Annotated in this window: 13 protein-coding genes; 8 read left to right on the forward strand and 5 right to left on the reverse strand. The window is 68.8% G+C overall.

Features of this window, described 5'->3' with window-relative positions; translation table 11 throughout:
• Positions 1-48: 48 nt before the first annotated feature.
• Both EAO78_RS10640 and EAO78_RS10645 read left to right on the forward strand, forming a co-directional pair.
• Positions 49-543: a phosphopantetheine adenylyltransferase gene (locus EAO78_RS10640; protein WP_122105812.1), complete on the forward strand. Its 495-nt coding sequence runs from the start codon at positions 49-51 to the stop codon at positions 541-543.
• Positions 540-1,019 (forward strand): hypothetical protein, encoded by a 480-nt coding sequence (locus EAO78_RS10645; protein WP_122105813.1) that lies wholly within the window; start codon positions 540-542, stop codon positions 1,017-1,019. The genes EAO78_RS10640 and EAO78_RS10645 overlap by 4 nt, the downstream gene beginning before the upstream one ends.
• A 185-nt stretch (positions 1,020-1,204) precedes the next feature.
• Here the strand turns inward: EAO78_RS10645 and EAO78_RS10650 are convergent, their stop codons facing one another.
• A complete protein-coding gene (locus EAO78_RS10650; RefSeq protein ID WP_122105814.1) occupies positions 1,205-2,521 on the reverse strand; it encodes an amidohydrolase in 1,317 nt (438 codons plus the stop codon).
• Between the two features lie 132 nt (positions 2,522-2,653).
• On the opposite strand from EAO78_RS10650, the gene EAO78_RS10655 reads away from it, so the two are divergent.
• Positions 2,654-3,637: a D-2-hydroxyacid dehydrogenase gene (locus tag EAO78_RS10655; protein ID WP_122105815.1), complete on the forward strand. Its 984-nt coding sequence runs from the start codon at positions 2,654-2,656 to the stop codon at positions 3,635-3,637.
• Positions 3,638-3,671: 34 nt separating this feature from the next.
• Here EAO78_RS10655 and EAO78_RS10660 read toward each other — a convergent pair whose 3' ends face one another.
• Positions 3,672-4,850, reverse strand: coding sequence for a M24 family metallopeptidase (locus tag EAO78_RS10660; RefSeq protein WP_122105816.1), 1,179 nt, complete (start codon positions 4,848-4,850; stop codon positions 3,672-3,674).
• A gap of 140 nt (positions 4,851-4,990) precedes the next feature.
• Here EAO78_RS10660 and EAO78_RS10665 point away from each other — a divergent pair, with 140 nt between their 5' ends.
• Positions 4,991-5,956 carry an asparaginase gene (locus tag EAO78_RS10665; protein ID WP_122105817.1) on the forward strand — a complete coding sequence of 322 codons (966 nt, stop codon included), beginning with the start codon at positions 4,991-4,993 and terminating at the stop codon, positions 5,954-5,956.
• A gap of 335 nt (positions 5,957-6,291) precedes the next feature.
• On the opposite strand, the gene EAO78_RS10670 is transcribed toward EAO78_RS10665, so the two are convergent.
• Entirely contained in the window at positions 6,292-7,353 is a 1,062-nt protein-coding gene (locus EAO78_RS10670) for a phosphoribosylaminoimidazolesuccinocarboxamide synthase (protein ID WP_122105818.1), read from the reverse strand.
• A 168-nt stretch (positions 7,354-7,521) separates the two neighbouring features.
• Here EAO78_RS10670 and EAO78_RS10675 point away from each other — a divergent pair, with 168 nt between their 5' ends.
• Entirely contained in the window at positions 7,522-8,199 is a 678-nt protein-coding gene (locus EAO78_RS10675; protein ID WP_122105819.1) for a tRNA (cytidine(56)-2'-O)-methyltransferase, read from the forward strand.
• Positions 8,200-8,216: 17 nt separating this feature from the next.
• Here EAO78_RS10675 and EAO78_RS10680 read toward each other — a convergent pair whose 3' ends face one another.
• Positions 8,217-9,698, reverse strand: a complete 1,482-nt coding sequence (locus EAO78_RS10680; RefSeq protein ID WP_122105820.1) for an ATPase domain-containing protein — start codon at positions 9,696-9,698, stop codon at positions 8,217-8,219.
• 73 nt (positions 9,699-9,771) lie between these two features.
• Between EAO78_RS10680 and EAO78_RS10685 the strand changes: the two genes are divergently transcribed.
• Positions 9,772-11,250: a PAS domain-containing protein gene (locus EAO78_RS10685; RefSeq protein ID WP_122105821.1), complete on the forward strand. Its 1,479-nt coding sequence runs from the start codon at positions 9,772-9,774 to the stop codon at positions 11,248-11,250.
• Positions 11,251-11,281: 31 nt separating this feature from the next.
• Here EAO78_RS10685 and EAO78_RS10690 read toward each other — a convergent pair whose 3' ends face one another.
• Positions 11,282-12,274 carry a hypothetical protein gene (locus tag EAO78_RS10690; protein ID WP_122105822.1) on the reverse strand — a complete coding sequence of 331 codons (993 nt, stop codon included), beginning with the start codon at positions 12,272-12,274 and terminating at the stop codon, positions 11,282-11,284.
• Positions 12,275-12,390: 116 nt separating this feature from the next.
• Between EAO78_RS10690 and EAO78_RS10695 the strand changes: the two genes are divergently transcribed.
• Both EAO78_RS10695 and EAO78_RS10700 read left to right on the forward strand, forming a co-directional pair.
• Positions 12,391-12,915: a transcription factor gene (locus tag EAO78_RS10695; RefSeq protein WP_122105823.1), complete on the forward strand. Its 525-nt coding sequence runs from the start codon at positions 12,391-12,393 to the stop codon at positions 12,913-12,915.
• Positions 12,915-13,610, forward strand: a complete 696-nt coding sequence (locus EAO78_RS10700) for a DUF2110 family protein (RefSeq protein ID WP_122105824.1) — start codon at positions 12,915-12,917, stop codon at positions 13,608-13,610. Before EAO78_RS10695 ends, EAO78_RS10700 begins: the two co-directional genes overlap by 1 nt.
• The last annotated feature ends 6 nt before the right edge of the window (positions 13,611-13,616 follow it).

Below are 13,616 nucleotides of genomic sequence, written 5' to 3' on the forward strand. Positions count from 1 at the left end.
CGCGGTCGGTTCGGGATGATTTAAGTCCCGCCCGCGCAACTCACGGGCATGAACGTCGCGCTCGGCGGCACGTTCGACCCCGTCCACGACGGCCATCGGAAGCTGTTCGAACGGGCGTTCGAGCTGGGTGACGTGACCGTCGGCCTGACCTCCGACGAACTCGCCCCGAAGACCCGACACGTCGAGCGGTACGTCCGTCCCTACGAGGGTCGGAAACGCGATCTGGTGGCCGAAATCGAGCCACTCGCGGCGGAGCACGGACGCGACTTCACGGTCCGGGAACTCGAGGAGCCGACGGGGATCGCCGTCGAGCCGCAGTTCGACGCGCTGATCGTCTCGCCCGAGACGAAGGAGGGCGGGAAACGGATCAACGAGATCCGCGAGTCCCGCGGCCACGATCCCCTCGAGATCGTCGTCGTGGACCACGTCCCCGCCGCCGACGGCGAACGGATCTCCTCGACGCGCATCGTCGCCGGCGAGATAGACGAGCACGGGAACCCCACTCCTGACCGCGAGGGTCGGGGAGCGACGCGACCCGAATGACGCGACTCACGCGGACCCTCCTCGGTGAGGCGGGGTTCGAGCGGGCCGCCGTCTGGAGCGCGACGGGGTTCGCGCTCTCCCTGCTCGCGGTCGACGTCCTCGCTTCCGCCGTATCGCTCGACCCGACGCCGGTCGCGGCCGCCTGCATGGCCGTCTCCGTGATCGGCGTCGCGAGCCTCGCCCGAGTCGGCGGCGGGCTCCTTCCGGGCGTTCTTCTTTCATATGGGCCGACCGCCGGAGTCCTCCTGGGCGCCCTCGGGCCCGAGATCCGTCTCGTCGCCGGCGAGGGGATCGCGATCGGTCCGGGAACGGGGGGAACCGTCGTGACCGTCGTCCCCGTCGTGGAGCCACTCTCGCTCGCGGTCGCCGGGGCGGTCGCGGTCGGCGGCGTCGGCTACGCCGTCGGTCGTGGGCTGGCCGTCGCGTTCGGCCGGCGAACCGGGACGGACGTCGGCTCCGAACCCGCGGACGAGTGACTTCCCCGTCGGTCGTCATCCGAACCGAACCTCCGTACCCCCATCTCTCACGCCGACCGCACGTGTGCCTCCACCGAAACGTATGTGACGTCGCCGCGACGCGGCCGACGGCGGCGTTCGGCACCAGCCTCCCACGCAAGGGGTCCGGCTGCTCAATTCCGGTCGTACGGAGACCGGATCCGCCCTTAGTCGTCGGGTTCGACGCCGTCGGCGGCGTTGGTGTCGTCCTCGTCGACGCCATCGACGCCGAGTACCGCCCGCGTCAGGACGTCGACGCCGATCCGGAGGCTTCGCTCGTCGACGTCGAACGTCGGCGTGTGGTGGGCGGTCGGGTGGTCGGTGCCGACGATCAGGTACGTCGCGAGCCCGCCGTCCGCCTGAACGCGCTCCATCAGGAACGTCGCGTCCTCGCTCGCGCCGAAGTCGGCCGTCGACAGCACCTCCGTGACGCCGTCGACGCCCTCCGCGACGGACGCGACGTGTTCGACGAGCGCGGGATCGCTGTCCGCCCGCGGCGACTCGCTGACCACGTCGAAGTCGAGTTCACAGCCGTGTGACACCGCCGCCCCGCGGAACGCCCGCTCGAGTCGGGACTTCGCGTACTCCTTCAACGCGGTGGTCTCCCCGCGGGCTTCGGCCTCGACGCGTGCACGGTCGGCGATCACGTTGCTCGCGCTGCCGGCCTCCGCGTACCCGACGTTCACGCGGGTCATCCCCTCGCTGTGTCTGGGGATCCCGTAGGCGTTCGAGATGGCGGTCCCGAGCGCCTGCATCGCGTTGTCGCCCTCCTCGGGAGCCTTCCCCGCGTGCGCCGAGGTCCCCTCGAAGGACGCGTCGACGTGTGCCATCGCGAGCGGCCGTTCGATCCCGGCGACGACCCGGCCGGTCGGGTGGTCGAGCCCGACGTGGACCGCGAAGAGGTGGTCGATCCCCTCGATGAACCGGCTCTCGGCCATCGGGTGGCCGCCCCCGCTTATCTCCTCTGCGGGCTGGAAGAAGACGACGAACCGTCCGGAGAAGTCGCCCTCCTTCACCGCCTCGAGCGTCGCGAGTCCCAACGTCATGTGGGCGTCGTGGCCGCACGCGTGCATCTTCCCGTCGATGTCGGAGCGGAATCCCTCGCGGACCGGCTCGTGGTCGTCGTCGGTCGACTCCTCGATGAACAGGCCGTCGATGTCGACCCGGAGGCCGACGGTCGGCCCCTCGCCGCGCTCGAGAACCGCCACGCAGCCGGTGACGCCGCCCGCGGTCCGCTCGAGCACGTCCTCGCGCGCGCCGCGTTCGCGAGCCCGCTCGACCCACTCGTCGTTGGCGTCCTCGGGGACGGCCATCCGGTCGTCGGGGTCGTACGCCTCCCGCCCGACGGCGAGCTCGTCGACGCCGATCCCCTCGATCTCCTCGACCAGCCGACTCGTCGTGTAGTACTCGCGCCAGCCGGGCTCGGGATGTTCGTGGAAGCCCCGACGCAACTCGACGAGCCGCTCCGCGACCGGGCGTGTCATGTGAGCTCGTGACTCCCGGACCTACTTAAGCGTACACGATGATCGTGTACGAAGACTACAAGAACTACAAAAAAGGTAAGTAGCGTACCGTCGAACCCGGGGACGTTACCGCCGCCCGGCGGCGGATCCACCATGAGCGACCAGCCAGATATCGTCGTCCTCCGCGAGGGGACCGAGGGACTGTCGATGGGATCGTACGCCGAGACGCTCCGCGAGCGCCTGCCCGACCACGAGGTCGCGCTCGCGCGGACGCCGGCCGATGAGCGCGAGCTCGTTCCGCGCGCGCGGATCGTCACCGGGGTCACGGTCGAGGAGGAGGCGATCGCCGACGCGGACCGTCTGGAGCTGTTCGCGTGTACCTTCGCCGGTACCGACCACGTGCCCGTGGAGGCGCTCACGGACCGCGGCGTGGCCGTCACCAACGCCGGCGGGATCCACGCGCCGGGGATCGCGGAGCAGTCGATCGCCAACATGCTCGTGTTCGCCCGTCGCCTCCACGAGGGCTGGCGGCGCAAGTCGAACGCGGAGTGGCGGCACTTCCAGTCGTACGAGTTCGCGGACAGCACCGTCACCGTGATCGGGCTCGGCTCCATCGGCCAGCACGTCGTCGAGCGACTCGAGGGGTTCGACGTGGAGACGATCGGCGTCCGCTACACGCCCTCGAAGGGCGGCCCGACCGACGAGGTCGTCGGCTTCGAGGCGGACGCGATCCACGACGCGCTCGCCCGCAGCGACTACGTCGTCGTCGCCTGCCCGCTCAACGACCTCACGCGCGGACTGATCGGCGAGGAGGAGCTCGCGACGCTGCCGCCCCACGCCGTGGTCGTCAACGCCGCCCGCGGCGGGATCGTCGACACCGACGCACTGGTCTCCGCGCTCCAGTCGAGCGGGCTCCGCGGGGCCGCCCTCGACGTGACCGACCCGGAGCCGCTCCCGGCCGACCACCCGCTCTGGGACCTCGAGAACTGCCTGATCACGCCCCACACCGGGGGCCACACGCCGAAACACTGGGATCGCCTCGCCGACATCGTCGCCGACAACGTGGCCGCGCTCGACGCCGGCGGCGACCCCGACGACCTCCGGAACCTCGTCGCCGCGCCCGACGACGCGGAGTGAGGACCGTCGACGAGTGAGAACCCGATAACGTCCGTCAGGCCGTGAACAGCCGGCGCGGGAAGTCCGCGAGCGTCTCCGCGCCCGTCGAAGTGACTCGGAACGTCTCGCTGAGCTCGACGCCGAACTCGTCCTCCCACAGTCCCGGGATCATGTGGAAGGTCATCCCCTCCTCCATGACGGTCTCGTCGCCGGGTCGGATGCTGGCGGTGTGTTCGCCCCAGTCCGGCGGGTAGCCGAGCCCCATCGAGTAGCCGATGCGGTCCTCCTTCTCGACGCCGTACTGCGCGATGGTCTCGCGCCACTCCCGCTCGACGCGCTCGCAGGTGACGCCCGGCTCGACGACGTCGAGGGCGGCCTCGATCCCCTCGACGACGACCTCTGCCGTCTCCTCGATGGCGTCCGGCGGATCGCCGACGAAGGTCGTCCGCGCGAGCGGCGAGTGGTATCGGTGGCGACATCCGGACAGCTCGATGAGGACGGGGTCGCCGTCCTCGAACTCGCGGTCGGACCAGGTGAGGTGCGGCGTCCCCGTGTGGTCGCCGGAGGGCATGAGCGGGACGATCGCGGGGTAGTCGCCGCCGTACTCGTCGGTGCCGCGGACCAGCCGGTCGTAGATCGCGGCGGCGGCCTCGTACTCGGGGACGCCCGGCTCGATCGCGTCGAGCCCCGCGAGCATCGCCTCCTCGGAGATCCGTGCGGCCTCCTCCATGTACTCGATCTCCCGGTCGGACTTGTGTATCCGGAGCCAGTTGACGAGCAGGTCCGCGTCGACGAACTCGGCGTCCGGGAGCTGCGACTGGAGCCGGGTGTACGACTTCGCCGTGAAGTAGGAGGCGTCCATCTCGAGACCGATCCGGCCGTCCGCGACCTCCAGGTCCTCGAGGGCGTCCGCGAGGAAGTCCATCGGGTGGAGGTCGTACGGCGAGTGGACGTGGTCGTCGCTGTACGCGCGCATGTTCTCCTCGGCGAGCCACGTCGTGGCGCGCGCGCCGTTGCGGTCCATGTCGCGGCCGACCCAGACCGGCTCGGGGTACTCGCGGGTGACGACGACGGCCTGGTGGACGTAGAAGGACCAGCCGTCGTAGCCCGCGAGGTAGTTCATGTTCGCCGGGTCCGAGACCACGATGGCGTCGAGGTCGCGCTCGTGTAGCCGCTCTTTGGTGCGTTCGACCCGGGATTCGTACTCCGACCGTGGGAAGACCTCGCCTGGCATGGTTCGGGCTCTATCGGAGATCTCTCGCGTGGATGTAAAATATTTCGTGTATCAGAACTACGGAAACCGTTTATGATCGTCCCGGTGGGCGCACTCCTCGGGGAGGAATACTTATGCGAATCCGCTAGTCAGGAGATGCCATGACAGTGACTGTCGTTTCTACGGGCGGCACGATCGCCTCGACGCCGGACTCCGGCGGGGACGCGAGCCCGCAACTCACCGGCGAGGACCTCGTCTCCGCCGTTCCCGAACTGGCGGACGTCGCGGACGTCGACACGCGAGAGTTCTCCAACGTGCCGAGCGCGCACTTCACCGTCGAGCAGATGGGAGAACTCGCGCGATCTCTGACCGAACTCGACGACGATGGGGACGTCGACGGGATCGTCGTCACGCAGGGGACGGACGTGCTCGAGGAGTCGGCGTACTTCGTCGACCTCTGTTATCGCGGCGAGACGCCGGTCGTGTTTACGGGCGCGATGCGGAATCCCTCGCTTCCGAGCCCGGACGGGCCCGCCAACCTCCTCGCGAGCGTGAAAACGACGACGAGCGAACACGCGACCGGACGCGTTCTCGTCGCCTTCAACGACCGCATTCACGCGGCCCGGGAGGTGACGAAGACGAACTCGATGAACCTCGATACGTTCAGATCTCCGGAGTTCGGCCCGCTCGGGGTCATCGACGAATCGCGCGTCACGTGGCGTCGGACGCCCGAGTCGCCCGACCCGTCGCTCACGGTGGAGTACGACGACCTCACGAACGACGTGTACGCGGCCTTCGTGACCGCGGACATGCCGCCGGAACAGCTCGCTCCCGCTCGCGAAAGCGACGCGCTCTGTCTCGCGACGACGGGTGCCGGCCACGTCCCGCCGAAGATCGTCCCCGAGTTGCGAGCCATCGCCGAGGACGGCGTCCCGATCGTCGCGACCACGCGATGCCCCGAGGGCCGTCTGGCTCGAGACACCTACGGCTTTCGCGGAAGCGAGAAGAGTCTCCAGGAGATCGGGTGCTACTACAGCGACCTGAACCTTCAGAAGACGCGCATCCGGACGATAGTCGGCCTCGCAGCACGGGGCCTCGACGAGGTCTTCGAACGTCCCGGAGAGTGAGCAGCGGATCGAACACGCCGTACGTTCGTCACGAGCAGCCGTCTTCCGGCGATCGAAACGAACCGTCGGTTTGACGCCGTTCATCTCCCGCGTTCCGGGCGCCGATCGGGGAGAACTTTGTGAGAATATGAGTAATTGTTGTATTATATCCGAACATGAGATGAAAAGCCATCCGAGATCAGGGATAGCCTCTGACATACCGGAATCTCTTAGTTCCGGATCGGTTCCCGGATCCTCCGTTACGCTCCCGTTTCGTACGAATACCGAGCGTGATCGCTGAACCGCCGAGGGTCGAAATCGCCGGAACGAGCCACCCCGTCCCCACGAACGGGTCCCTACCCGTCCAGCGATCGGACGGCGGCGATCGCCTCGTCGACGGGGGGCGCGTCGAACCACTCGCTCCCGGTGTAGGCGTTCGCGCCGGCGGCGTACATCGCCGAGATCGTTTCGAGGACGTCCTCGGGCAGGTCGATCGGCTCCTCGTCGCAGAGCTCTCGCCAGTCGGCGGTGTCGCGGTCGGCGACCACTGACTTCGCCTCGCCGACCGCCTCGACCCACTCGGGGTCGGCGCGCTTGTACCACTGGCGGACGACCTCCTTCGAGACCTGCTGGCCGTCGTAGGAGAACCGGTTCTCGTCGAAGGTCCCGACCACGTCGGCGACGCGGAGCTCGCCGTCGACGTAGAGACACTCGATCTTGCCGTCCTCGTGGACGAACCCGGCCTCCTCGGCGCGGTCGGTGACGACCCGGTTCACGTCGCGGGCGAGATCGGCGAGCGCGTCGACGTCGGCGCGACCGGCGATCCGGTCGGCCTCCTCGCGGGAGAGATACCGGTCCTGCTCCTCGTACTTCGTCGAGAACTCCACGACCGGCTCGGGGAGGTCGACCGACTCGGCCGGCCACTCCTCGAAGGGGAGATCGAAGTCCGACGGGTCGCGTCGGCGACGAAGGCTGGATCCCACGGGGACCGTGTTCCGGAAGACCACCTCCAGGGGAACGAGGTAGTTCGCCCCGCCCTCTTCGTGGAACGTGTCGTAGTCGTATCCCGACTCGGGGCCCCGATACGGGAGGTCGGGGACCTGGGTCAACTCGATCGCCATCTCCGTCGGCGGCGCGTCGGCCTCCGCGAGGGGAACGACCGCGTCCTCGGGGTCGGCACCCGACTCGACCGCGGCGGGATCGACGACGCCGCGGTAGTGCGTGGCGATCCCGGCGTCGGCCAGCCGCTCGAAGTTGAACGCGCCCATCACACAGAGGCTCGCGCCCTTCCGCGGGATCGCGTCGGGCATCCGCCCCCAGTCGAACACGGAATAGGCGTCGGTGAACGCGAACCGGCCGCGGCCGAGTTCGGCGGCGGTCGCGGGCTCGACGACGCGGAACTCCTTGACGCTCGTCATACCGGATCCGCGACCGCCTCCCAAATGAATCTTTCAGTTACGTGGTCACCTCGGTGGCTCGTCGACCGTATCGATCCAGATCTGTGGATCGTACTCGGGAGCCGTCTCGAAGGAGGACCGACCGTCGGCATCGAAAGGCCCTCACGCCTCCCAGTCGCAGGAGGGAGTATGAACGAGACGCGTGAAGGGGACGGGGAGACGCGCGAAGCGGACGAGGGGACGCGCGAGACGGGCGAGGTCGTCGTCCTCCGGTACGGCCACCGACCCGGACGGGACGACCGAATGACGACGCACGTGGGCCTCACTGCACGGGCATTCGGTGCGGATCGAGTGATCCTCCCGGACAACGCCGGTCAGTCCGCCGAGACGGTTCGGGGGGTTACGGACCGGTTCGGCGGCCCGTTCGGCGTCGAGCTCCGGGAGGACCAGAAGGCGATCGTGAGGAACTGGGAGGGCGTCGTCGTCCACCTCACCATGTACGGCGAGCGGATCCAGGACGTCGAAGGGGAGATCCGTGCGGCGGTCCGCGCCGACGACGGGAGGGCCGTCGGTGACCGCGGCGGCGACGCCCGGGACCTCCTCGTCGTCGTCGGCGGCGAGAAGGTTCCGTGGGCGCTCTACGAGCGGGCCGACTTCAACGTGGGCGTGACGAACCAGCCGCACTCGGAGGTCGCCGGCCTCGCCGTCTTCCTGGACCGGCTCTTCGAGGGCGAAGAACTCGACCGCGAGTGGGTCGACGCCGATCGTCGCGTGGTGCCGGAAGCGACCGGAAAGACGGTCGTCGACGCGGACGACCGCGGACGTGGAGACACCGAGCGCGACGACGGCGACGCGGAGTCGACGTAGCCGCGAAAGCTCCCCGATTACTCTCCCGTCCCGTCCTCCCGCCGCTCGTGGTTCCTCACCATCTCCGGAGTTCCGCTCAACAGTCCGCGCATGTTCGACATCGGCTCGCCGACCTCGATCCCGTGTTCCGTGATCCGGAACTCGCGGATCGTCCGCTCGAAGTCGCTGGTTCGCTTCTTCAACACGCCGATCGCCTTCCGCATCTCTCCCTGTATCTCCAGATGCCGCAGGAAGACGATGTTGTCCGCGAGGTAGCTGATGTTCTCCATCGTCGCCCGGAACTCCCCGGTGACGTTCCGGGTCTCGTCGACGAGGATGGCGGTGGCTCCCATGTTCTTGAGGTAGCGCCCGAGCGCGTGCATCTGCTGGAGCATCGTGTCCTCCTCCCCGCGGAGGGTGAGGCGATATCCCGCGATCCCGTCGACCATCACGATGTCGGCGTCCCGCTCCTCGACCTCCTCGCGAACCATCCGGGCGAACTCCTGGGGCGACCGTTCCAGGGCCTCCACCTCGTTCACCTGGAGGGTTCCCCGCTCGATCATCCGGTCGACCGGAATGTCCACCGCTCGCGACCGGGTGAGAAACGTCCCCCTCGTCTCCTCGAAGAGATAGATGACCGACCGCTCCCCGCGGCGGGCGGCCTCCTTCATGAACTGCGTGGACAGCGTCGTCTTGCCGACGCCGGTCGGGCCGCTGACGATGCTGACGGTCCCGCGCTCGAGCCCGCCGGCGAGCAACTCGTCGACCTCGGGGATCCCCGAGGAGATCGTCCCGGGGTCGTACTCGCCGACGTGCTCGCCCGGCTGGAGGGCCGGATAGACCTCGATCCCCCCGTCGGTGATCCGGTAGGCGTGATCCCCGCTCTGCGTCGAGGACCCGCGAAACTTCGGCACGCGGATCGACTTCCCATGCGCCTCGGTTCCCAACACGATCGTCCCGTCCGTGATGAACTCCAGGTCGTCGGTCGGCATCGACGACGTGTTCTGGACGGTGAACAGCACGGTCGCGTTCCGGTCCTTGAGAAACCGCATGAAGCCGACGACCTGCTTGCGGAACTGGTAGTCGTCGTCCGTCAGGAACCGCAGCTGCGTCAGGGGGTCGACGACGACGCGGTCCGGGTCGACCGTCGTGACGCTCTCGACGATCCGCTCCGTGAGCGTCTCCCGTTCGACCTCCGACGGAGCGAACACCTCGTAGGACTGCTCCTCGGTGAAGACGTCCGCGCTCGGGCTCAGGTCGAGGAACTCGATCGCTTCCGTGTCGAACCCGAGGGACTCGGCGTTCGCCTTCAGGTCGTCGAGGTCCTCCTCGAGGTTGATGAAGAGGGCCGTCTCGCCCCGCTCGACGCCCTCGGTGAGGAAGTGAAAGCCGAGGATCGTCTTTCCGCTTCCCGCCCGCCCGCTGATCATGTAACTCCGCTCCGGAACGAGCCCGCCGGCGAGGATCTCGTCGAGGCCGACGACGCCGGTCGAGAGTCGCTCGGGCAGTGGTGATGACATTCCCTGGGTCCTTGGGCGGGTGGTACCATAAAGGGATAATGCTTAGTGGACGTGGACGCTCCTCTTATGGGAAATGGTCCCGGGTTTCGAGGACGCCGAGACGGAGGCGAGCCATGACCCCTCCGGACCCGAGGACGCGTCCAGCCTGCTGTTGTTCATGCGGCCGGGTCGGGACCGCGAGCTGCTGGCCGAGGCGCTGTCCGACCGATACCGGATCGAGACGGCGACGGACGTCGAGGCTCTCGATTCGGTCTACGACTGCTGTGTCCTCGACGTGGACGGGTTCGAGCGAGCGGCGGACGCGATCGAGCCGAGACGGAGGCGGTCCGACCCCGTCTTCCTCCCGTTCGTCCTGTTGATTCCCGAGGGGACGAACGAGCGGTCCGTGAAGAACGCGTGGCCACGCGTCGACGACGTCATCGACCTCCCGGTGAGACGCGCCGAACTGGCTACCCGGATCGCGAACCTGGTCGAACGGCGGGAGACTTCCCTGCGGCTCGCGGAGCGCGAGCGACGGCTCGAGGAGGCCGTCGGGGAGATCGAACTGAAGGAGCGGGCGATGGACGAGGCGCCGGTCGGAATCACGCTCGCTGAGCCGGGATCGGGAGACAACCCGCTGATCTACGTGAACGCGGAGTTCGAGCGGCTGACCGGGTACGGACCCGAGATGCTCGGCGAGGACTGTCGGTTCCTCCAGGGGGAGGAAACGGACGAGGAGACGAGAGCGACGATCCGAAAGGCGATAGACGCCGAGGAACCGGTCTCCGTGGACGTCCTGAACTACCGGGCGAACGGCCGCCGCTTCTGGAACCGGCTCACCGTCGCGCCTATCCGCGGCGAGGACGGAACCGTCACGAACTACGTCGGGTTCCAGACGGACATCACCGACCGGAAGATCCGCGAGCGGAGACTGGAGGTGATGAATCGGGTCCTCAATCACAACCTCCGAAACAAGATGAACCTCATCGACGGGTACGCGGAGCTCCTCCGCGATGACCTCGGCGACGAGTATCGGAAGCCGCTCGAGGTGATATCGGAGACGACCGACGATCTCATGCGGATCGCGGAGGCGGTACGGAAGATCGACCACACGCTGTCGTCGACCGACCCCTCGGGACCGCCGATCGGGTTGCGCGACCGGCTCTCGGAGCTCGTGAGCGCGCTCGAGGGACAGTATCCGGACGCGAGGGTCGACCTGTCCCTTCCCGCGGACGACCCGCTCGAGGTGACCGTCGCCGGACTGCTGACCGCGGTCGAGGAGGCCGTCGAGAACGCGATCAAACACAACGACGAGCCGCACCCCTCGGTCGAGATCCGGGTCGAGCGCCCGGAGCCGCAGTGGATCGAGATCGAGATCGCCGACGACGGCCCCGGCATCCCGGACCACGAGACGCACGTGCTCAAGGGCGGCGAGACCTCGTTGAAACACGCCGACCGATTGGGGCTCTGGCTGATGTACTGGGTCGTGAGCAGGGTCGGCGGCGACTTCTCCGTGTCCACCGGCGACGGCCGTGGAACGACCCTTCGGTTGTCCGTCCCGACGGACTCGTGAGGACCGGCCGTCGCCGTCGGCTCCGTGGCTCCTACAGCGTCCGTTTCGACCGAAGCCTCGCGAGTCGGATCCGCGCCTCCTGTCGGCTCGTGCCGCGCACGCGACCGGTCTCGTCGTCCGCCATCGAGACGAGCGAGAGCCGGTCCAGGAGCGGCGGCCAGTCGGCCGCGCCGGCGGCCTCGTCCGCGAATCCGACCGCGTTCGCGAGTCCGTCGCGTTCCGCCTCGCCGACCCGAGCCACCGCGGCGTCGGCGGCGCGCCGGCGACCGGCGACGAACAGGCGGTCGCCGACGACCGCCGGGACCCACGCCGGGAGCGCGACCAGCCAGACGACCAGGCCGGCTGCGGCGTACGCGGGAGCCGGGATCCGCTCGCGGTCCGGCTCGTATCCGTGTATCCGGTTGACACGGCGATCCGCCGGGCTGCGGTCGGACCGACGACCGACGAGCAGCGTCGCGAACAGCGTCACCCACTCGACGACGACCAGGGCGGGCAACACGGCGGTCGTGAACGCGGCCTCGCGCGTGCGCAGCCGGACCAGCGCGTGACGCAACGCGGCGTCGCGGTCCGCCGCCGGCAACGAGAGGAGTCGCGTGGAGACGACGAGCCGCGGCCCCCGGTAGCCGTCGGCGACGGCGACGTTGGCCGCCTCCGCCCGGACGGCCGTGACCGGCGGCGGATCGATCCCGACCGACTCCGCGATCGCATCGACGCGCGAGTCGATGAACGCCGCCGGGCGGTCGTCGAGGTCGGCCGCGGGGAGCCGCTCGATCCGCCGATCGACGAGGATCGGTCCGAGCGCGATCGAGGTCGCGGGTCCGACGACGGCGGCCGCGAGCACGCCGACGACGACCGCGCCGACGCCAGGGACGGCGCCGAGACCGGGGACGGTCTCGAGTCCGACGACGGCGTCGACGAGCCACGCGAGGGGCACGAACGGGACCGCCGCGATGACGACCGGGACGGTCGCGAGCGCGAGCGCGCCGACGACCGTGGACCCCCGCTCGATCGGACCGGAGTTCATACGCGGAACCCGTGAGTCGGGCGGCGTATAGCTCTGCCGGAGCCGGAGGGCGCCCGGGAACGCCGTCGTGGTCCCTTCCGGAGCTTTTAACCCCGCTGCACCGCCACGTCACGGTAATGGCTTTTGAGGACCTGTTGAACGACCCCGTCATCCAGAAGTACCTCCACGAGCTCGTGGGGCCGACGGGGATGCCGGTCGCGGCCGCGCCCCCGGACGGCGAGGTGACCGACGAGGAGTTGGCCGAGGAGCTCGGACTGGAGCTCAACGACGTCCGTCGCGCGCTGTTCATCCTCTACGAGAACGACCTCGCCACCTATCGGCGGGTCCGCGACGAGGACTCCGGCTGGCTCACGTACCTCTGGACGTTCCACTACGACAACATTCCGGAGAACCTCCAGGAGGAGATGTACCGACTCCTCGACGCGTTGGACGACCGCGAGGAGTACGAGCGCACCCACGAGTTCTACCTCTGTGAGGTGTGTTCGCTCCGCTTCGAGTTCGGCGAGGCGATGGACTTCGGCTTCGAGTGTCCCGAGTGCGGCTCGCCGCTCGACGCGATGGAGAACGACCGGCTCCAGGAGGCGCTGTCGATGCGTCTCGAGGAGCTTCGGGACGAGCTCAACGCGGACGTGACCGGCTGATGGTCGTCCTCGCGACCAAGTGCTACGTCGAGGGCGACGCCCGCGACCGCGCGCTCGACGGGATGAACTCGCTCGTCGGCAACGACGTGGGCGAACTCGCGGTCGAGTGGACCGTCGGCGTCCGCGACGACGACTTCGTCCAGGTCGACGTGACCGGCGACGACGCCACCGTCGCCCGCAACGTCCTCGCGGAGACGTGGGGAGCGATCGTCGCCCACGACGAGGGGTTCGTCGCCGGCGAGACGTACGTCGGCACCCTCGAGTCGTGGGACGCCGAGGGCTTCGTCCTCGACGCGGGCGAGGAAGTCCACGTTCCCGCCGACGAGCTGGGCCTCGGCGTCGGCGCGCCCGAACAGGTCGTCGAGCGGTTCGGTCTCGTCCAGCATCTCCCGATGGCGTTCGTCTACGGCGGCGATATCGGCGATCCGGACGCCGACCCCCACCGGCTCGCCGACGCCGAGCGGGACCGCCTCTACGACTGGCAGCGGGGACCGGGTCGGCTGAACGTCAACTCCGCGACGCGTGGAGAGGTACGCGCGACGGTGAATCGCGCCGGTCACGCACAGGACATCGTCACCGTCGAGCGGCTGGGGCTGTTGGAACAGAGCGTCGTCTGTGCCGAGGGAACCGACCCGCCGGGGCTGCTGGCCGCGATCGGCTCGTATCTCCCGGCGGAGATGCGCTGTGTCGTCTGAGGTGAG

Origin of the sequence: Halobellus captivus, from assembly GCF_003697845.1 — an archaeon.
Taxonomy (GTDB): Archaea; Halobacteriota; Halobacteria; order Halobacteriales; family Haloferacaceae; genus Halorubrum; species Halorubrum glutamatedens.